This is a genomic window from Dyadobacter sp. HNCC25DJ187, assembly GCF_056895255.1.
The window spans coordinates 1,683,243-1,703,281 of record NZ_JBXHAT010000001.1 but is presented as its reverse complement, the minus strand read 5'-3'; the positions used below and the strand labels follow the sequence as shown (position 1 = coordinate 1,703,281).

The 20,039-nt window shown below is 41.7% G+C and carries 16 protein-coding genes; 5 read left to right on the top strand and 11 right to left on the bottom strand.

Annotated elements, in window-relative coordinates; translation table 11 throughout:
• Positions 1–130 precede the first annotated feature (130 nt).
• From rplS to AC1XUE_RS07025, 3 genes are all read left to right on the top strand, one after another.
• Positions 131–505: a 50S ribosomal protein L19 gene (rplS, locus tag AC1XUE_RS07035; protein ID WP_483355230.1), complete on the top strand. Its 375-nt coding sequence runs from the start codon at positions 131–133 to the stop codon at positions 503–505.
• Between the two features lie 180 nt (positions 506–685).
• On the top strand, positions 686–1,465 hold the full coding sequence (gene dapF, locus AC1XUE_RS07030; RefSeq protein ID WP_483355229.1) for a diaminopimelate epimerase: 780 nt from the start codon (positions 686–688) through the stop codon (positions 1,463–1,465).
• A 341-nt stretch (positions 1,466–1,806) separates the two neighbouring features.
• Complete coding sequence (locus AC1XUE_RS07025; protein WP_483356000.1) at positions 1,807–2,865, top strand: amidohydrolase family protein; 1,059 nt, start codon at positions 1,807–1,809, stop codon at positions 2,863–2,865.
• Between the two features lie 50 nt (positions 2,866–2,915).
• On the opposite strand, the gene AC1XUE_RS07020 is transcribed toward AC1XUE_RS07025, so the two are convergent.
• On the bottom strand, positions 2,916–3,221 hold the full coding sequence (locus AC1XUE_RS07020; RefSeq protein WP_483355228.1) for a rhodanese-like domain-containing protein: 306 nt from the start codon (positions 3,219–3,221) through the stop codon (positions 2,916–2,918).
• A gap of 80 nt (positions 3,222–3,301) precedes the next feature.
• The gene (locus tag AC1XUE_RS07015) at positions 3,302–4,444 is read right to left on the bottom strand and encodes a DEAD/DEAH box helicase (RefSeq protein WP_483355227.1); all 1,143 of its coding nucleotides are present in this window, start codon (positions 4,442–4,444) and stop codon (positions 3,302–3,304) included.
• A gap of 284 nt (positions 4,445–4,728) precedes the next feature.
• Between AC1XUE_RS07015 and AC1XUE_RS07010 the strand changes: the two genes are divergently transcribed.
• Positions 4,729–5,547 carry a hypothetical protein gene (locus AC1XUE_RS07010; protein ID WP_483355226.1) on the top strand — a complete coding sequence of 273 codons (819 nt, stop codon included), beginning with the start codon at positions 4,729–4,731 and terminating at the stop codon, positions 5,545–5,547.
• Here the strand turns inward: AC1XUE_RS07010 and AC1XUE_RS07005 are convergent.
• Complete coding sequence (locus AC1XUE_RS07005) at positions 5,544–7,274, bottom strand: M14 family metallopeptidase (RefSeq protein WP_483355225.1); 1,731 nt, start codon at positions 7,272–7,274, stop codon at positions 5,544–5,546. The two genes, AC1XUE_RS07010 and AC1XUE_RS07005, sit on opposite strands and share 4 nt — an antisense overlap.
• Before the next feature lie 230 nt (positions 7,275–7,504).
• Between AC1XUE_RS07005 and AC1XUE_RS07000 the strand changes: the two genes are divergently transcribed.
• The gene (locus AC1XUE_RS07000; RefSeq protein WP_483355224.1) at positions 7,505–8,746 is read left to right on the top strand and encodes a cation:proton antiporter; all 1,242 of its coding nucleotides are present in this window, start codon (positions 7,505–7,507) and stop codon (positions 8,744–8,746) included.
• Between the two features lie 62 nt (positions 8,747–8,808).
• On the opposite strand, the gene AC1XUE_RS06995 is transcribed toward AC1XUE_RS07000, so the two are convergent.
• The 8 genes from AC1XUE_RS06995 to AC1XUE_RS06960 all read right to left on the bottom strand — a co-directional run bounded on the left by AC1XUE_RS06995 (position 8,809) and on the right by AC1XUE_RS06960 (position 19,892).
• Positions 8,809–9,831: a hypothetical protein gene (locus tag AC1XUE_RS06995; RefSeq protein WP_483355223.1), complete on the bottom strand. Its 1,023-nt coding sequence runs from the start codon at positions 9,829–9,831 to the stop codon at positions 8,809–8,811.
• Positions 9,832–12,513, bottom strand: a complete 2,682-nt coding sequence (locus tag AC1XUE_RS06990; RefSeq protein ID WP_483355222.1) for a DUF3352 domain-containing protein — start codon at positions 12,511–12,513, stop codon at positions 9,832–9,834.
• An 11-nt stretch (positions 12,514–12,524) separates the two neighbouring features.
• A complete protein-coding gene (locus AC1XUE_RS06985; protein ID WP_483355221.1) occupies positions 12,525–13,268 on the bottom strand; it encodes a glycosyltransferase family 2 protein in 744 nt (247 codons plus the stop codon).
• 74 nt (positions 13,269–13,342) lie between these two features.
• Positions 13,343–14,467 (bottom strand): acyltransferase family protein, encoded by a 1,125-nt coding sequence (locus AC1XUE_RS06980; protein ID WP_483355220.1) that lies wholly within the window; start codon positions 14,465–14,467, stop codon positions 13,343–13,345.
• Between the two features lie 2 nt (positions 14,468–14,469).
• On the bottom strand, positions 14,470–16,164 hold the full coding sequence (locus tag AC1XUE_RS06975) for a hypothetical protein (RefSeq protein ID WP_483355219.1): 1,695 nt from the start codon (positions 16,162–16,164) through the stop codon (positions 14,470–14,472).
• Positions 16,161–17,081 carry a transketolase family protein gene (locus AC1XUE_RS06970; RefSeq protein ID WP_483355218.1) on the bottom strand — a complete coding sequence of 307 codons (921 nt, stop codon included), beginning with the start codon at positions 17,079–17,081 and terminating at the stop codon, positions 16,161–16,163. Before AC1XUE_RS06970 ends, AC1XUE_RS06975 begins: the two co-directional genes overlap by 4 nt.
• Positions 17,078–19,072, bottom strand: a complete 1,995-nt coding sequence (locus AC1XUE_RS06965) for an NAD-dependent epimerase/dehydratase family protein (RefSeq protein ID WP_483355217.1) — start codon at positions 19,070–19,072, stop codon at positions 17,078–17,080. The genes AC1XUE_RS06970 and AC1XUE_RS06965 overlap by 4 nt, the downstream gene beginning before the upstream one ends.
• On the bottom strand, positions 19,065–19,892 hold the full coding sequence (locus AC1XUE_RS06960) for a transketolase (protein ID WP_483355216.1): 828 nt from the start codon (positions 19,890–19,892) through the stop codon (positions 19,065–19,067). The genes AC1XUE_RS06965 and AC1XUE_RS06960 overlap by 8 nt, the downstream gene beginning before the upstream one ends.
• Positions 19,893–20,039 lie beyond the last annotated feature (147 nt).

Here is a 20,039-nt window from a genome sequence, read left to right as displayed (position 1 = left end):
TGGTACTTTCTTTTACAGAGAAAAAAAATTAGCTTTGCACTCGTTTTCTCAAAAGCTGTTTTGAATGAAGGGGCGTCACCCCATCCGCTGGAAACTGCTCAATTATCTAATTTTATAAAAAACATTCGTCATGAGCGAACTAATTAAACTCGTAGAAGCTACGATTGAAAATCGTAAGGCCGAGTATCCTGATTTTAAATCAGGCGACACGATCAACGTACACGTTAAGATCAAAGAAGGTAACAAAGAGCGTATTCAGCAATTTCAAGGTACTGTAATGCAGCGTCGTAACCTTGGCGGAAGCGGTGAAACTTTCACAGTACGTAAGATATCTAACGGAATCGCGGTTGAACGTGTATTCCCAATCCTTTCTCCAACTCTTGCTAAGATTGAGTTGCTACGTCGCGGTAAAGTTCGCCGTGCACGTCTGTTCTTCTTACGTGGACGTCAGGGTAAAGCAGCACGTATTAAGGAGCTTAAGGTTGCAAAAGCGCCAAAAAAATAGGTCAAGCTTAAAGAATTTAAAGCCCTGTAACGATGATTGTTGCAGGGCTTTTTTTAGTTATCTGCCGTTAAGTGGCCGAGTCAATCCCATATTTATTGTAGAAATTGAACCTATCTCATTTCAGTTTTAGTTAATGAGAAAAGCTATAGCCGTTAAGCTAATAGCCAAAAGCTATTGATAATGAAAATAACATTTTATAAATACCAGGGTACCGGAAATGATTTTGTCATGATCGATGACCGTGATGGAAATTTTCCGGCTTCTCAGGAATTGATTGCAGCTTTGTGTCACCGCAGATTTGGGATAGGGGCAGATGGGCTTATCCTTCTTCAAAATGACGAACAATACGATTTCAGGATGGTGTATTTCAATGCAGACGGGGCAGAAGGAAGTATGTGTGGAAACGGAGGACGTTGCTTTGTACGATTTGCGCACGATCTAGGACTTTTTGAGACCAATACAACCTTTATCGCTGTCGATGGACCACATGAAGCGACGGCCTTTGCTGGTATCATTCGTTTGAAAATGTCACCGGTTAATCAGGTTGAAGTACATGAAGAATACGACTTTATGAATACCGGTTCACCTCATTACGTCACCTATGTTGATGATATCAAAGCGGCTGACGTGGTGGATATTGGTAAGGATATCCGTTACGGTCCGGTATTTGGCCCGGCTGGAGGAACTAATGTCAATTTTATACAAGTATTGGAAGATAATCATCTGAGCGTAAGAACCTACGAAAGAGGTGTAGAAGATGAAACGTATTCCTGCGGAACAGGTGTTACTGCCTGTGCTTTGTCTGCACATATACGGGAAGGCTGGGGAAGTCCGATCGCCGTTGAAACTTTGGGCGGATCACTACAGGTAGCTTTTAACGCTACAGGAGCGAACCAATTCGATGACATTTATTTGATTGGTCCTGCAGTCAGGGTGTTTGAGGGAGTTCAGGAAGTTTAAGCTTATAACAGTTTACACTTACATGTATTAAAGTATTTTGAATGCCATGGGAATATTTATTTTCATGGCATTTTTATTGTTAGAGTAGTTTTCTGTGGTTTAATCGTTTTGACATTTAGACAAATCGTCACTAATCTTTTTGATTAAATCTTTCTAAAATTCTATCGCTTCTGGTTTTTATACAGGTATCAATTGCTACATTAGGTACTGTTTTGGCGCAAAAGGCTCAGGAACAAATTCTTATTAAAGCGGGGCAACGATATGCTTCGGAGAAGAAGGTCTTTCTAAAAAATCAGCAGATACTTATTAAGGGTAATCGGATACTAAAAGTGGGATAGAAAATAGAAATCTCCAAAGGTACGGTCGTTCTTGATTACAGCAATGCAACGGTAAGTCCGGGGCTGATCGATGCGCATACACATATCCTTACTAATCAAGGTCTGAAAGAACCGCTTTCGGTTGATACTGTCATGCAATCGCCCGAAAGTAGAGTTTTAAGAGCAGCTCATTATGCCAAAACTTATCTGGAAGCAGGTTTTACAACTATACGGGACTTGGGTAATTCGGGACAGTATCTGGACATTGAAGTTCGGAATGCCATTAATAAAGGTTATATCGATGGGCCAAGAATGTTAGTTTCCGGACCGATTATTGGTTCTATGGACGGACAATTGGATGGTTTACCAGTTGCAGACTTCGAAAGAGTTTCAAAGCAGGAATACAGTATGGTGAGCGGTGTTGCAGAAGCAATCAAAGCTGTAAAGGAACATATCGTACAAGGTGTAAATGTGATAAAGATTATGGCGATTGGTAACCGGCTGACTCTGCATCCGGAGGAAATAAAGGCAATTGTACAAACTGCACATGGACAGCGAGTAAAAGTAACAGCGCATTGTGATCGGGACTGGGCAGCTCAGGCAGCTATTGAAAGAGGTGTAGATGGTATTGAGCATGGGTATAGCTTCAGAGATACCACTTTTAGACTGATGGCAAAAAAAGGAATTTATCTGGTACCTACTTACGGTTCAATGGATGGTTTTATCCGGTATCATAAGCTGACACATCAGGAATACAACGCAGATGAAATTAAGAAAAGTATTGAGCCCTGGGGTAAAGGCTTGTTGCGTGCTAATGAGTTGGGAGTTATGATTGTAGCGGGATCTAATGCATACCATCATATGAAAATAGTGAGAGGTGATGACGCAAAATATACGCTATCAGGTTATTTTGATTATGGTCTTTCAGCGGAAGATGTGTTGAAAACATCAACTGCAAACGCGGCTATTGCGCTTGAAATGCAAGATGAAATTGGGGTAATCAAAGCAAATGCTTTGGCAGATATCACAGTGTTTGACGGAGATCTTAGGAAAGATTTTAAGAAGGTTCCTTTTGATTGTTAGAATGGTCATGAAAGACGGAGTGATACAGTATCAGAAATGAGCCACATTATTTATTCTGATTCAATAATTCCTCCTTTCACATGCAGAATGGTTTTATCCAGCCATTCAGGAATACGGCAGTAATCCATTGCAGCTACTTTGCTCCGAACGCCATTGGTACAGATGACAATGATTGTTTCAAATGATTCAACCAAAGATCGTTGCTCACGGATTTCTGCAAGTGGTATATTCAAACCTCCTTCGTTGAATTCTTCAAATTCCCATTTCTCTCTTACGTCAATAAGAACCGTTTTGGGTCGATTCACCTTTTGTCGTGCTTCAGAAAGTGATATATCAGAAAAAGTATTTTTGGTCATAATGCGAAGATGTTAGTCAAAAAATAACCGCAAAGTAAACGATGAGGTTCACATTGCGGTTATCCGTTTTTCTTCCTGATTTATCGCATGGTGCTGTAAGGGTGATCCTTTACGACCGGGATATTTTTTGCAATGAGTTTGTGAATATCTTTCAGATAACCTTTTTCTTCCACATCACAGAATGACAGAGCAATTCCTTTTGCGCCTGCTCTTCCGGTTCGGCCTATGCGGTGAACGTATGTTTCAGGAATATTGGGAATTTCATAGTTGATAACGTGCGTTAAATCATCCACGTCAATTCCACGTGCGGCGATGTCTGTTGCTACCAGCACACGTGTGGTTTGGCTTTTAAAGTTCTTCAGCGCATTCTGACGGGCATTCTGTGATTTATTCCCGTGAATGGCTTCTGAGGTTACACCTGCTTTGCGTAAAACCTTTACTACTTTATCTGCGCCGTGTTTTGTTCTGGTAAAGACCAATGCCGTAGCAATAGTCTGGTCACTTAATATATGCAGCAACAGAGAATTTTTATCAGACTTATTAACAAAGAATACCGACTGGTTAATTGTATCTGCGGTAGAGGAAACGGGTGTCACTTCTACTTTAGCTGGTCTTGTCAGAATGGTGTCCGCCAACGTCATAATCGCAGGTGGCATCGTAGCTGAGAAGAAAAGAGACTGGCGTTTTGGAGGCAAAAGTTTAAGTATTTTCTTCACGTCGTGTACAAAACCCATATCCAGCATACGGTCGGCTTCATCCAGAACGAATATTTCCAGCTGATTAAGCTTGATAAAACCCTGATTGATCAGATCCAGCAAACGGCCGGGTGTTGCGATCAGGACATCTATACCTCTATGCAGGGCATCTGTTTGTGGTTTCTGTCCTACACCTCCAAAAATAACGGTATGCCTTATATCTGTATGTCTTCCGTAAGCCGAAAAACTTTCTCCGATCTGAATGGCCAACTCGCGTGTAGGTGTAAGGATCAACGTTCTGATTCTTGATTTTTCCCATTTTTCCAGCGGTTTGTTCTGAAGAAGCTGTAAAATAGGTATTGCAAATGCTGCTGTCTTTCCGGTTCCGGTTTGAGCGCAGCCCAGTAAATCTTTTTGTTGAAGAATAAATGGTATTGCTTTCGACTGAATGGGGGTAGGTTTTGTGTATCCTTCTTCCGTCAGAGCCCGGGATATGGGCTCAATGAGGTCTAATTCCTGAAATGTCATTTGGTTGTGTTAAAGCGCTCTACCAAAATATTTCATAAATGGAAAGAGCAAAAAATAAATCAGCTGTACACAGATCTGGCGTGTACACTTATCGTCTAACAGATTTAGATTCTTAATCGTTCATGGCATACTATATGGCGCACACACTTCTCACAGATAAATGTTCTCTGTGAATTTAAAATCATGTAACTTTTGTCCTGTTTTTCGTTTCTTTGTCACTGTAACCGGAGATATAATCAATATCGGGCCATCTTTTTATCCTTCATCATTCAGGAAAATTTAAAATGAAAAATCAAATCTTTTGTCTTCTTATCTTCCATGTATTTCTGTCTTACAGCTATGCCCAGGATGTGATTGTTCGTAAAAACGGAACTACGATAGAAGGAAGGGTAACTGAGGTGGGTATAGATAAAATAACCTACAAACTTGGAAAGTCTGCTGACGGCGCCAATTTTATAATCAGAAAAGGCGAGGTAAAACAGATTGAGTTTGAAAATGGAGAAACGGTATCTATGAACCCGAGTCAAGCCAGAGTAAAAAGGAATCCGACGAATAATATGGATGAGGCATTTGGACGTAACATGATCAATTTTTCTCCATTTAAAGTGCTGGATAGCGGGCCTGGTATTGGCGTGAATTACGAGCGCATTGTTGGCACAAGGCGATTGTTCGGCATTACATTGCCATTAAGCGTGACGTTTCCGGACACTTACCTATTTTCATCCAGCTCCGGTTCACCGAATAACAGCATGTTTTATTTTTCTCCGGGATTTAAAATATATCCTTTCGGACAGAAAAAGGTAACCTATGCGGTAGGACCTCATTTATTCACATCTTTTGGTAAGGTGAGGAATTACATAAGTGTCTTCGATCCGGTGAGAAACACCTATATCGGATCAGAAACGACCAGAAATAATTTTCGTTTCGGTGTATTAGTCAATAACTATGTGAATTTCCAGATTACACCTCAGTTCCAGATCGGACTTAACGCCGGCCTGGGCTCACGTTATATCGACCGTGAAACTGTGAACGTAGTGGATTATCATTTCAATAGGATTAAAGTTACAGGTGAGTTCAACTTCAATCTCGGTTTTCGTTTCTAATTCACCAATCTGAAAACAGGATAACGCTGATATTCTTTTTCGGCATATGGAGAGTTTTCATAGATGAAATTTAATTGAGCGTCCCCGCTTTTTGCAAATTCAGGGTCGCTCTTTTTCTTTTCTTCCAATTTGGTTTTCAGCTCCGGTGAACTTTTTAACAATTCTTCTGCCAGATCTTCAAATACATAGGCTGAAAAATGTTCCTTGGCTTGCAGAATGGTATCAAAAAAATTCCATTTGAAAAACGAGTCGACACCTTTCGGTTCCAGCGTTTCAACAATGTACCGGTTAGTCCACTGATTTACCGGAATGTACCAGTCTCCCTTTCTGAATTTTACTCTTTGATTTTCAGTTTTCAGCGTAACGCCATTGTGCCAGTAATGTCCTTCAAAAGGTTGCTTTGGTGATTCATAGGATGTGATGTAATAGGTCTCTACCTGCAGTTCTTCATCTTTTTCCAACTGTCGCATTTGAACCTGATTGAGTTTGAGCAGGTCTATCACATTAAACCATCCCTGTGGAATGATATAAGCCCTTGGTCTGGAAACCACATCCAATGGTACATAGGTGTCATAAAAAGGAATAGATTTGGTGAATGGACGGGTGCGGTCATAATGCAGCCTGTCATGCCCACTCACTTTACTGGAAATGTATTCAGCTTCAAATCCCCGGAAGTCAATGGTAGCACTTTTTTCCTTGTTTACTTGCCAGTTAACAGCAAATTTCTCCTGCGTTTTAACAGACTCCTTCGTTTCTTTCCGCAACTGAATCAGCTTTGCAGAATGATTACCCAAAAATTTAAGATTTCCATGCAAATAGGCATAAGTAGCTTTTACTCTCTGATCATATGGCTTCAGCATATGCGTTTCTGTCATGACACCAATTGTGTGAAACAAAGCTGCATATCCGGTGGAATATCTTGGCCAGTCAGGAAACTGAACAAATCCTTTATCCGGTGTTTGTCCCCATGCATTCACATAAGGTGTCGCTTCAAAGCCGGAATCCTTCAAATATTGGTACATGTAGGGTAGGAATGTTTTCTCATTAAATTCTCCTAACACCCCGCCTAATTTATCCTTCTGGGCATAATCCAATGTCATCACGTATTGGTAGTCGGCTCCGTTGCTCACATGCGTATCCGCAAATAAATCTGGATCGAGCTTGTGAAATAGTGCTGCAAAGCTTCTTGCATTGCGTGTGTCATTTTTGATAAAATCGCGGTTGAGGTCGAAGTTTCGGGCGTTTCCGCGAAAACCATATTCTTCTGGGCCATTCTGGTTGGTCCGAGTAGTGCTGTTGCGATTCAGTGCGCCACCGATGTTATAAAACGGAATAATAGCCAGCACTGTGTTTTGCATTTCCAGGAATTTGCTTGGATTAAGTACTATATCACGTAGCAACATCATCGAAGCATCAACACCGTCAGGTTCACCTGGATGTATTGCATTATTGATCAGAAAAATTGCTTTTCCCTGTGCTTTCAGTTTTTTGATGTCAAACACCTTATTTTTTGAATACAGCACAAGATGTAAAGGTAGACCACTGTCGGTTGGCCCCTCCTGACTTATCTGAATCTGCGGGAAATCCTTTGCCAGTCTTTTATAAAATGCGATCCCCTCTTCGTAAGTGGGTGTTTGGCTTCCACCACTTTTCTCAAATATGGTTTCATACTGCCCAAATGTCGGAGAAATAAATCCAAAGCATAACAAGACATAAAGCAGGCGCATAGCATTCCGAGGGATTAGTGCTGTTTGACAAAAAACTGAAAATAGGTATAAAATTCGGAGAAAGATACGGCCTATGAGTAATTGGAGAATAATGTAAATCGAATGGATAATATTTTTAAAACTGTTGTGAGAATTCAATTAGAATCCTATTAGAAATACCCGTTTAAACCATGTTAGCCTTTCATTTGAGGCCATTTTTTACTATTTTGGGCTATTACAAAATTTTCTATATGGAGTTATACTATTCATTTTCAGCCTTAATCGTTCTATCAGCCGTCTTTTCGTATCTTAATGCGAGGTATCTCAAATTACCCGCATCTATCGGTATTATGGTCATTGCCTTATTGGTCTCATTAGGTTTACTGGCCACGGATAATGTCTTCCCACATACCTTTGATAGCATCACCAAACTCATTGCCAGTATCGACTTTACAGAGATTCTGATGGGAGCGATGCTTAATTTCCTGCTTTTTGCGGGCGCTATACACCTACATTTAGAAGATCTTAGGGAGCAAAGGCTTCCGGTCATCATTTTTTCAACCGTCAGTGTGGTGATTTCCACCTTTGTGGTCGCTTTCCTGCTCTATCATGCATTGGTTTTCGTAGATCTTCCTATTCCTTTTATTCAATGTCTTGTATTTGGTGCACTTATTTCGCCTACAGATCCTATTGCAGTATTGGGCATCTTGAAACAGGCGGGTGTTCCGAAATCTCTGGAAACGAAGATTGCCGGAGAATCACTTTTCAATGATGGTATGGCCGTTGTGGTTTTTATTGTAATGATTGCACTGGCACGTGGAGAAGAAATTAATACATCATTTGAAGGTATTTCTCTGCTGTTGGCTAAGGAGGCGCTTGGTGGAATTGTGTTGGGGCTGGTGCTTGGCGTGATCGGTTCTCAAATGATATACAGAGTTGATGGCTACAACGTGCACGTACTGATAACACTCGCCATTGTCATGGGCGGACACCTTGCAGCGCAGGCATTACATATGTCCGGGCCATTGGCAATGGTTGCAGCAGGTTTGGTGGTTGGAAATTATGGTAAAAATCTGGGGGGCGTATCTGAAGATGAACGGGATTATATTGATAAGTTCTGGGAGCTGATCGATGAAATCCTGAATGCAATCCTATTCCTGATTATCGGTTTTGAGCTGTTATTGATTCCGGATCTGAGGCAATATGCCCTGATTGGAGCTATCACAATTGCTATTGTACTGTTTGCCAGGTTTGTGTCGATTTATCTGCCAGTCAAACTTATACCGTTCCGAAATAAATTTGGCCGCAAATCCATTACCATTCTGGTGTGGGGAGGTTTGAGAGGAGGTGTGTCGATTGCACTGGCTCTGTCAATAGACAACTATTTGCATAAAGATCTCTTGCTGGCAATCACTTATTTCGTAGTCTTGTTCTCGATAATTGTTCAGGGACTTACAGTTGGAAAACTTACCAAGAAGATGGAAAACCTGTAAGGTCTGAAAAATAATTGTTAAACGTGGTCTGCAGTTTTTTCACAATTGCAGACCACGTTTTTTTATAAACGCTCAGAGGAAACCAACTGGTTTATTTTTGTATTGATCTTGTTTAACCACAGATATTGTCCTTCGCAGGTCCAGTGGGAGTCACCATGCAAGTAACTCTTGGTTCCCAATCTTTCAAAATCCGTATAAACATCTACAAATTCAAGCTTTAGATCACGGTGCTGATAGATTCTGTCAATAAGCTGATTATACTGCCCGTATTCCGGCATCAGAACAGATACTTTGTTGGGGATAATTGATAAAATCACCTGATCAAATCCCAGCTTCTCAGCCAGCATTTTACTTTCATTCAGGTTTATTACCAAGGTATCAATCTCCGTATTTTCTATCTCAGCAAAGGAAGATGTAAATACCGTTGTATCGGTATCTGTATCCATATAGTAAACCAGATCCCGCCCATCATTAATGCGCGTTACTTCTTGATTTGTCCTGTCGAATACTTTTAAATTAAAGTTGGCTTTCCACTCTTTGAGAGCAAGAATGAAGTCGTTTTGAAAAAGGAATTCATCCAGTCTTCCCTCGGTAGCTTTTGAATTGAAAACGCCGTCCAACGTCGACATCCATGTAGGCTGGTGTCCATTATCAACGAATGTTCGCGAGTCCGGTATGATGTTATGGATCGGATTCGTCAGAAACTTTTCCCTAAGATGCCTTTCTACTGTCTCCAGCAACAATATGTTGATCTCAGACGTATCAGGGCTGAAATGCAATGTCTCGCTCCAATGCAGATAAGTATATGCATCAGCATTGAAATCCTTTTTATCCACTCTCAATTTTTCAGTGAAGCTATCACCGATCACATAGAGATGTATGCGCTTATTGGTTGCCTTAGGGGGGGGCGTGTATGCATTACAGGATTTTGCCGGATCTTTGAATTTTGACAAATTTGAAAGTCTGTAAAGATCACCATAACGATAACTATCTGTTTTGGAAACTTTTGAGCTGAGATCAGAATTTAATCCAACCATCCAAACAAAGATTCCCAATACTAAAACGCTATATCTGAGGTATTTCATTTATCTGAGCTTAATAGACCAAACCTGTATTTTTTTCTCCGACCTGCTGAATATAAGTAGCTTGTAGTAACCGGGTTGATAGGTCAGCTGGACAGGCATTTCGGATGGAATAGCTTTGTCACCCAGTCGTTTACCACTCATATCAAACAAGGTAGTGTAGTTGCCGGATCGGATGCTGATAAAGCGGTTATCTACACCAAAGAAGTGATATTGTATCACAGAATTCGGCAAAATATCTTTGATTTCAAATAGCTCCTGTCCTTCCTTGGTAAGTATGGCCGTTTTGGAGAATGCAGATCGAACAACGATCCAATCCTGCGAATTGCGATCAAAGAGTGTCTTAAATCTGGATCCGGGCTCGGGCCTCAACAGTTGAATCCTGGAAGCTACTTTCCCATCCTGGCTAATCCTGATCAGTTCTCCTGAAACGCTTACCCCAACCAGTTCTGGTTGCCCGTTCGCTGCGTTTTGCGACCACGTAAACGGACTTTCTGTTCTGGTAAGTATATCAACAGGAAAGCCGGGACGTACCATTCCATTCTCTTTGAGAAGGAAAATTTTTCCATTCTGCTGTGTAACGATAAAACCTCTGTTTCCTATCTGGTTCAAGGCTACAACCGGACTTTGGATATTTTCAAATTTAACAGAGCGATTGAGTTTACGGATTCGTTTGCTGACACTTTCCCATACAAACAATTCCTGAGCTTGTGTTTGGACAATAAATCGATTACTGCCATCATACCCTCCGTCGATCAGATACAAATCCGATATAGGGCTGTTGGACGGAAGTGATTCTGTAAATATGGAAATCCGGGAAGAGTCGTCTTCGTCCAGCGCATAAATCGATTGCTCCGTAGCAAAGATTCTTTGTTCCCTGCCAATATTGAGGAAGTCCACCTTGTATGCAGCAGTACGTATAGGACCATTGAGTTTGGTAATTACCTCTGTTTTGCCCGTTCTTAAGTCACTGGTTCGCAACAAACTGTTTTTGTCATCTGTCAGAAGAATTTCGGAGCTGCCATCCAGCGGGTTTTGTAGTGCTGGTAACTGGCTATCGTATATCACAGGCCATTCCACATCTATATTCAGGAAAGTCCGATTCAGTACTTTTTGCGGTGTAAGCCTTTTTTTGGGATAGAGCGTGATTTCCGGAATGGCTTTACCGTCCTCATATTGACATTCAAATACAGCAGATTCGATTTTGGAAAGCATATCCGTATAGCTCTTTCCTGATTTTCCAGCCCTGGACTGTGCCTTCCGGAGATTTACAACCATTGACAGCTGTGCTTCGGATTTTTTAGCAGAAAGTACACTATCATATTCCGGTGATTGTTGCCAAGTCATATGGTTTTCATAGTCCACAATATAATTCTGCAGGACCTGGGAATTGTTGCTGATGACAAGATAAGGGGCAATATATGTGATATAGCTGACCGGAAATCCGGCAAACATGCTGCCATATAGCGCTGATGGGAGTTCAGAAATGCCTACTGAAAAAATGTCGTATCCCTGGTATTTATCAAGAGATACATTAGCTTCTTCATTGGATAATCTGGCCAGCTTTTGCAGAACCGGCCTCAGCTTATCATAATTGGAGAATTCTGCCAACATAATTTTTGCATCGGTGATACTGTTGTTTTCTTCCAATTGACAAAGAATAAACTCGGATCCTGTATTTTCAGGCAGCATTGTGCTCTCCTTGCCCAATATGTAGTTCAGTTTTTCCCAGGATTCACCACCATTCTTTTTATGCCATTTCAGGTATTTCTTCTTGAATGCCGTCTTGTCGCTTCCTGCAAAACGGTAGAAGTAGGAAGTTTGTTGAGATATATGTTTATGTCCTTTGAAAGGCAGGGCCGGATTATCCATTAACAGCTGCGTGAGATAAAAATCCGGTGCATCACTTCCTACAGAAGATAAATGAAGACTGCCCTTATTCAGCGCCCTGCCGATGTGAAGATCCTGAATGTTAGGAAAGTTTTTTGCAAATTCCCGGAACGTAACGCTGATATTATCCGTGGATACAACGGACCTCCAGGCTTCTGCTTTCAGATATACACTGGTGCCGTATTCGTCATCCTGAATCCTGTCAAACTGAGATTTTAGCCGGAAAGACTGTATGTTGAGTGATGAAGCGCGTACGACATCTTCGATCAGATCTCCGAAATAACTCAGAATGAGATAATCATCCTTCACCATGTACGAGAACAGAGGGCGGGAGAGGGGATCGTAAATATCTGTAATTCTGGTATCCTGAAAGTTATGATGCAATGCACGTACGTTCGGATTTTGAGGCGTTGATATCCATTTGGTTTCTTCCTCGTTTTCAAGCGGTACGTAAATCAGTATACCCCACTCAGTGCTCGTTCGCGGATGGTAGGAATAGGTAATGGTTTTGCCTTTCAGAAACTTGTTTAGCTTTGCTGCATCCGGCGTAAGCTGGTTCAGCAATGATATGTTGTCGCTGGCAAGATCAAGCAGAGGAAGTTTTTTGAGATCAAGCCCTGCTTCCGTTGCCGTGTAAGCTGAGTCCTGCAAGTGCTCACTGGTCAATACCACTACGGCATTGGAAGGAATATGCTTCCATGCAGCAGACGATCCTTTAAACCACTTAAATGTAAAATATCCTGCTAATGCTAAAACTGACACCAGCAGGATAAGAATAACTTTATTTTTCAGCACAGGCTTAAAATTTAAGCGCGCAGCGCCTTGACTTTGTCATTGAGTTCGAGGCGGAAACGCAAAAGTTCTTTGAAGCTACGGATACAAACCTTCCACAAATTCCATTTTACAATGGAGACAGTTCCGGTTTCGCGGTCTTTGTGCGTAATAGGTATATCAAAAGTCTCCTGTCCTGATTTTTTAGCCATCACCGAAAGAAAAATATTTGGAGCAAATGGCTCAGGATTAGGAAGCTGATTCATCAGTTTTTGAAGGAATGTTCCTTTTATCAAACGGAAAGGAATATTGCTATCCATGATAAAAGTGCCGTACACCAGTGAAATGGTTCCGCGAAGGAATTTGGTGATGAACAAGCGAACGCCGGCATCATGCCTTACTTCACGATAGCCAAGTATAAATTGAGACTGGTCTCTTTTTACCCACAGTTTATCAAAGTCATCTGAAATGAACTGATCGTCACTATCTGTCTGGAAAACATATTGAGAATCCAATTCAAGCGCTTTGCGATAGCCGTTTACAACAGCATTTCCATGACCACCATTTTTTTGGTTGATTACGGTCAGATTGGATACTTCTTTTTCCAGCTTGTCCAGAAGAATTTTAGTATTATCCTTGGAGCCATCGTTGATAACGATTAGTGTGGTATTATCATTTGGAAATTTATTTTTCAAGAAGCTTGTCCAGCCATATACTACTTTTTCTATACAATCCTGTTCGTTGTATGCGGGCATTACAATGCTTAAAAGAAACGACATGCAGAAGTTTATTTGGTATGTTTGGGCGAAATTAATAAATTAAAAGATGGAAACCGATTCCGGTGATCCATTAATTAGTAAGCGTACTTATCTTTCAATGCGTTAATCGGCTTTTCAAAAAAGTGCCAGGAAACAGAAGCAACAAGTACTGTCAACAGACATACGACGAGCACCTGGAACGACTGGTAACCCTGAAGCTCAGGAAAATGACGATAAATTTTATTAAACAGCCTTACAACCGGATGATTAGGTACGGTGTAGCTGTGGTAATGATTGAAAACAAAATTATGATACAGATAAATTCCATAGCTGATTCTCCCTAAATATACGATTGCTTTATTCTCTAGGAATACAGCCATTCCGCCAGTGAAACCCACGGCGGCACTACCAATCAGGAAAAATGAAAATGCAGATGCCGACAACCGGTCAAAGACGATTTTGATGACATTGTATTTATTAACGGGATTGTATTTCAGACCAAGTTGCACAGAGAAATAATACACTAAAAACCATACCAGCAAGCTGGCTACTACCAGCCATTTCTGGCTGAACAGATTGGTGAAGGCTTCTTTTTTATTGAGTTGCAGCCAGGCCATAAAACCACCGAAAGCAAACGAATCCAGACAGGCAGGCATCGAAACATAGGATACGATCCAGGATTTTCCGGTCATAAAGAAGTAGAACCGAAGTAATACGCTGAATAAACCCATCACGCCTAACACGGTAAGAAGATTTTTACGGGGAACAAAAAAGATCAGAAACGGGAAGATCAGATATACCTGTTCTTCAACAGCCAATGACCAGAGGTGATCCACAGAGCCCATCCAGCCTTCGTGGACAGCCATGTAAATATTGGTTGCATATAAAACCAGCCAGCCCAGATATTCGCGTACGGAAGGAACGCCAATCATGTATAAAATGAATATACAGAGATAATAGACTGGAAATATGCGTATGGTTCTGCGAATCAGGAATTTACGTATATATCTTTTGAAGCCTCCAGGTTCTTCTTTGAACTTGTCCCGGCTGAGCATCAGTATCCTTGTGATCAGGAATCCGCTTAATACAAAAAACATGGTCACACCTAATTCTCCGGCCGGAAGATTGGTGTCTGTCAGGTGGGCAAGAAGAACCAGGGCAACGGCAATGAAGCGTATTCCGTCCAGTTGTATAATATGTCCTTTGGAGGTTACGTGCATGGTTACCAGTTTACTTTGATTTTATTTTCAGCTGCTTCCGGTATTTCTACTCTCACATTTTTGTAAAGTATGCCGGTTTGTTCTCCGTCCTGCCTTAGCAGAGCGACATCATAAGTGCCTTTATCCAATGCATAAAAAGGAATATCAGCATGAAAGCCGGGAGCAAAATAGTACTGCTTCAGAAATAATTGTTTGCGGCTTTTATTCCGATCCCGGACAGTCGGAAATATGTAATAACGATCTTTTGATTTCATCAGGATGTAAATTCCGCTATCCTGCAAACGTTGACTTGTGAAAGAGTTGTTCTCAATCCTTAACGAAGTTACTTCTTTTTTAAACGTGGTCTGATCAAAGAGTTGAACCATTCCACGCGATGTGCCTGCGTAATTTTGCCGACCTGCGATGGAAATCTGCGGCAACCATTTTTCGTAGATGACGGGTGTTTTAGCCTTTACATTAGCAACAAATGAAGTATCTTCCTTTACCGTTAATTCCCTATCGAAATAGGTGGAATTAAATTGAGAGGTAATGAGCATTTTCCTGTGATTGAACGCATCTACAAGATGATAATGATAACTGAAAACATTAAATACTACTGCCAGGAATATGATGGCTGTGATGTAGGAAGAAAGAAAACTTCCTCTGATCGGAATAACCACATATAAATAAGTAACCAATAGCAACAGGATAGAATAAATTTTATACTTGCTGGCAATCAATCCTTCTATTCCAAACCCCGCTCGACTATAAACTACGATCAGCGCAGTACCTAAAATAAACAGGATAGCCCCCAGGCAGAACAGGTCAGTAATACGCTCATATTTGACTGTGTATTTGTTGCGGATTATTCTGAAGAGTGTAGTGGAAACAATGGAAATTGCTACCAGAAACAGAACACATCCCACCAGCAGGCATACCCGGAAATGGTCCGGGACCGGAACGGATTCAGCGAACGATCCGAGATAGGCCATATAACCTTTCACCATTTGAATAACGCCAGCCTTGCTTTCCGGATTTGATGTCGTTCTGGAGTAGGATTTGAAAAAACAGAAGATAGTGGCTACTCCTACAGCAACAAACAGCGCCAGACGTTTACGATTGCCCGTAAGGAAAATGAGCAGTGCGCCAATCGGGAATACAAACAGGGCGTTAGGACTTGTAAAAACAGCGATGAATGCCAGCAAAAGGGATAGTGCAAAAAGTACATTTGACGGATTTACGCTAAGGTAAATGGTCCATAGCACCAACATGACAACACCAAAGTTCTGAATGGAAGCCATTCCCCAGTAAGTATTTTCCCACAATGCAAGTGTAAACAGAAGAAAAGGAACGGGTACCAGCGCAAAAAGAGGCTTTTTATTATTTTTGAGAATGACAAACCACAACGCCGGAATCCCTAATAATAAGACGTTACCAACAAACATCAGATGCCTGTAATTCAGACTGCCAAATATTGAAAAGTCAATCCAGGTTACAAGTCTGGTGAGCGCAATACGATGTTCATTATGCTGCTTGGTCAAGGCCTGCATTCTTTCGTTCCAGCCGGAAGCGTGTGCGAAAGTATCAACAAAACCTTTCAGGGGATGGTCATCCCACAACGGAATATTGATTGCATAATAATCCCAGGCTGTAAAATAAATAACAACCGGGATCGCTATGATCAGAAAAATTAAAAAACGTAAAACTCCCTTTGTCATGCCGGGATGAGCAATTGATTAATATGCTTTACAATGGAATCGGAATCCAGCTCGGAAAGCTTTTGATGATAGGACTGGCTACCATACCTTCCTCCTGGATAGCCTTCAGCTTTCAAACTTTTAAAAGAACGTGGAAACACGCCTTTTTCCAGGAGTTGAACTGATAACTGCTGAGCAAGTCCGCCTGTGCTAATATGTTCTTCTGCGACCAAAATATTTGGGGCATTTCGAACCATGTTCAACAGTTCATCTTCAATATGTAATGGAAAATGCAATGCTGAAACTACATTTACTTTTTCTGATAGTTCGACAGATGTTGCCAAAGCCGCCATCACGTTGTTGGCAATAGGTCCCAATGCAAACACCGTTGTTTCTGCCTGTGCACCTTTATGGATTACTTTAAATGAACCGGAAAGATAAGATCCCTCAGGTGTCATTTTTCCTGCTCCAAGACGGAGGTACGCAGGACGGGCATCCTTCACAATTTGCTCGAGAACAGGCCCCACCTCATCAGCAAAACCGGGTACCCACACCTGTGCATTCTGTTGACCGCTCAGGCAGGCAATATCTTCCAATGTATGGTGGCTACTGCCCATAATACCGTATCCGTAACCGCCTCCATTACCCACCAGAAAAACGGGAAGATTATTGAAACAAACGTCGTTACGAAACTGCTCCAGACAGCGATACACAATAAACGGAGCGATGCTGTAGCAAAAAACTTTATATCCTTTATGGGCCAAACCTGCGGCTACACCGATCATGTTCTGTTCGGCTACACCTGCATTGATGAATCGGTTGCCCATTTTCTCTTTCAGATTTTCGAGGGCATTGTACCCAAGGTCACCCGTAATGAAAACGATCGATTCGTCTTCAGTGGCGAGTTTTTCTATGGCTGCCGAAAATTCTTTTCTCATTTTCTTAACTGCTTTACTAGTGTCCTGATTTCGTCAGCTGTTTTGTAGGAACGCGAGCCCCGACGTATACGCGTTCGAATGTATTTTGGTCGTTTCTTCGTTTCTTCAAATATCTTAGTGATGTACTCTCCAAGGAAAGAAATTCCGAGAATGGTAAGACCACCGAATAATGTAACGAGTACGATCACCGTACTGATACCTCTGGGTGTATCCGGGAAGAAAACAAATTTAGCCAGGATCTGCCAGATAATTCCCAGAACAGAAAGTGCTGTAAGTCCGAATCCGGCATAACTCATCAACTCCAAAGGAGCAAAACTGAATGAGAAAATAGCCTTTTTCGCCCACCAGATATTTTTCGTCCAGTTGTTGGTCGATAAACCAAACATACGTTCAGGTCTGACATAAGGAACACCGGTTTGCTTGAAACCAACCCAAGCGCGTAACCCTCTCAGGAATTGCTCCGTTTCCGGCAAGTCCACCAGTTCTTTCACCACCTTGCGGTCGATCATAGAGAAATCACCTGCGTCTCTTGGAATCGGTATATAACTTAAACTCTGAAATACTTTGTAAAATGTTTTGTAGAAGAAATGAATGTGTGGTTTCATCTCACGCTGTACGCGTACACCATACACTACATCATTGCCTTCCATCCATTTTTCGTAAAATGAAGGAATAATTTCCGGCGGATCCTGCAAATCACCATCCATAAGTACCACACAATCACCGGTGGCAATTTCCATCCCACTCAAAAATGCGGATTGAGATCCGAAGTTACGGGAGTGACTGATGCCGACCACATTAGGATCTTTATCACAAATGGCGTTGATCACTTCTTCCTGATTGTCGGGAGAGCTATCATTGACAAATATGATCTCGTAACGAACTTTCAATTGGTTGAAAGTTTTTACAAGCCTTTCATACATAAATGGAATAGCCTGTGCATCCTTATAACAAGCGATAATCGCCGTAATAACGGGGTTCAGCTTGGGATTTTCGAATGCCGGAATAATGCTGTCTTCATAGCGGTTTGCTTCCTGCCAATCTTTTGTTTTAGCCAGACCTGCGTGAAGAGAGGTTTTTGCTTTCCAGCCAAAATCCGCTTCAAAAGCGGACGGATCTCCGAACCATTCTGCCAGATCCCATTTCCTGTTCGACATGCTTCCCCATTGCGGTTCCTGTACAATAGCGAATGTACTGCGGGCTGTGTCAACAAGATCGCCGATGGTTGTCTTCCTGCCCGTCGCAATGTTATAGGAACGGCCGGATGTTGCAGAAGTTATTTTATTGGCTGCATCCAGAAATGCCTCAACGCAGTCTTCAACAAAAACAAAATCCCGGCTTATATCCGGTGACACCAGTGATGGTAACTGTTGTTTTCTTGCACTTTCGATCAGTTTCGGCACTAGTCTGTCGGGCTCCTCCCAATATCCGTAAATCGAATATAAGCGGAGATTGAGCGTTTTCAAGTCATGTAAACGCGCATAGTATTCCAGCAAATAGGCAGCTGATACTTTCGAAACCGCGTAATGGCTATTTGGCTCTACACGATCCGTTTCTTTAGGGGATGTACAGTTGAAGCCATATTCTGAGCTACTTCCGGCATGAATATATACCATTTCCCGGGTGCAGTTCTGCAGCAGATTAACTGTTCCCAGTACGTTTGTTTCGTAGGTAAGATTTACATTGCTCTGCTTACTGTAAGCGCCATAAGCAGCAAGGTTAAAAATGGTCTGAGGTTTATACTTTTCAAAAACTTCCTGTACGGAATTGTTCGAAAGTATGTCACAATGTACAATATTCTCAAAAGGAACATTAAGCAATTTCAGACGCCACGCTTTGGTTGCGTCGTGGGTGAGTGCATAACAATCCTTCCGTATTTTAAAGATATCGTTGAAAAGGTTGGCACCTATGAAGCCACTGGCGCCGAAAATGAATATAGGTCCTTTGAGTTTCTCTATTTTTTCCTGGTAGACCGGCAATTGATCAAGCATTCGTCAATTCATTAAGATAGCGTTCCTTTATTTCCAGAGTGGCCTGCTGGTACTGTTCAGGGTTCATAGGCAGATAATGCCATTCCAGCTTGTTTTCCATGTAAGAAACACCCTTGCCTTTTACTGTTTGAGCAATGATAGCCTTTGGTAATCCGTTTTTGTGAGATTTTAACTCCTGTATTGCCTGGCTTATGGCTAAAATATTATGCCCGTCGACTTCCACCGTTTCAAAACCTATTGCTTTCCATTTTTCAACAGAAGCTGTTTCTCCTAACACTTTATCAGTATAGTCAAATCCTTGCAAACCGTTCTTGTCAACAATCATGATCAGATTATCGAGCTGGTTCAGAATTGCATAATGAGCAGCCTCCCAGGTAGTACCTTCGTTGGTTTCTCCGTCAGAAAGTAATGCAAAGGAATAGCTATTGTCATTGCTGATTTTACCGGCGTGAGCAATACCTGTTGCGATTGGCAGGCCGTGTCCCAGCGATCCTGTTGCAAATGGAATACCTGTATACTGGCGCGGTGCAGGGTGGGCGGGTAGCGTAGTGCCATCCTGGTAAAATGTATCCAGCTCTGCATCAGTTATTTCTCCAAGAGAATTCAGGCAAGCATACAAAGCCGCCGCTGCATGTCCTTTGGATAAAATAAAAGTATCTTCTTTTGATTTGTTGAGAAATAGCACCGCAATCATCAGATCTATGCAGCTTAATGAACAACCGATATGTCCGGCGTTTGCTTTGTTGTAGAGTCCGAGAATCTTAAGACGGAGATCACCGCTTATTTTCGCCGGATCATTCAATATTTCTTCTATGGTCATCGCCATTTGTGTATGTTGATGTACAAGCACAGTTGCTGTTTTGTACTACTAATGTGAAACAAAGTAACAACTAAAGTTGTACAATTGAGGCCGCAATATACGAAATCTTATCAGACGGTTTCGGCAACAGAGGCATTTCAGAAAACC

Bases quoted from the DNA above. Each gene is read 5' to 3' on its own strand.
- AC1XUE_RS06995 (WP_483355223.1), bottom strand. From the start codon at position 9,831: ATGAAATACCTCAGATATAGCGTTTTAGTATTGGGAATCTTTGTTTGG.
- dapF (WP_483355229.1), top strand. From the start codon at position 686: ATGAAAATAACATTTTATAAATACCAGGGTACCGGAAATGATTTTGTC.
- AC1XUE_RS07010 (WP_483355226.1), top strand. From the start codon at position 4,729: ATGAAAAATCAAATCTTTTGTCTTCTTATCTTCCATGTATTTCTGTCT.
- AC1XUE_RS07000 (WP_483355224.1), top strand. From the start codon at position 7,505: ATGGAGTTATACTATTCATTTTCAGCCTTAATCGTTCTATCAGCCGTC.
- AC1XUE_RS06960 (WP_483355216.1), bottom strand. From the start codon at position 19,892: ATGACCATAGAAGAAATATTGAATGATCCGGCGAAAATAAGCGGTGAT.
- AC1XUE_RS06970 (WP_483355218.1), bottom strand. From the start codon at position 17,081: ATGAGAAAAGAATTTTCGGCAGCCATAGAAAAACTCGCCACTGAAGAC.
- AC1XUE_RS06965 (WP_483355217.1), bottom strand. From the start codon at position 19,072: ATGCTTGATCAATTGCCGGTCTACCAGGAAAAAATAGAGAAACTCAAA.
- AC1XUE_RS07015 (WP_483355227.1), bottom strand. From the start codon at position 4,444: ATGACATTTCAGGAATTAGACCTCATTGAGCCCATATCCCGGGCTCTG.
- AC1XUE_RS06980 (WP_483355220.1), bottom strand. From the start codon at position 14,467: ATGCACGTAACCTCCAAAGGACATATTATACAACTGGACGGAATACGC.
- AC1XUE_RS07020 (WP_483355228.1), bottom strand. From the start codon at position 3,221: ATGACCAAAAATACTTTTTCTGATATATCACTTTCTGAAGCACGACAA.
- AC1XUE_RS07005 (WP_483355225.1), bottom strand. From the start codon at position 7,274: ATGCGCCTGCTTTATGTCTTGTTATGCTTTGGATTTATTTCTCCGACA.
- AC1XUE_RS06975 (WP_483355219.1), bottom strand. From the start codon at position 16,164: ATGACAAAGGGAGTTTTACGTTTTTTAATTTTTCTGATCATAGCGATC.
- AC1XUE_RS06985 (WP_483355221.1), bottom strand. From the start codon at position 13,268: ATGTCGTTTCTTTTAAGCATTGTAATGCCCGCATACAACGAACAGGAT.
- rplS (WP_483355230.1), top strand. From the start codon at position 131: ATGAGCGAACTAATTAAACTCGTAGAAGCTACGATTGAAAATCGTAAG.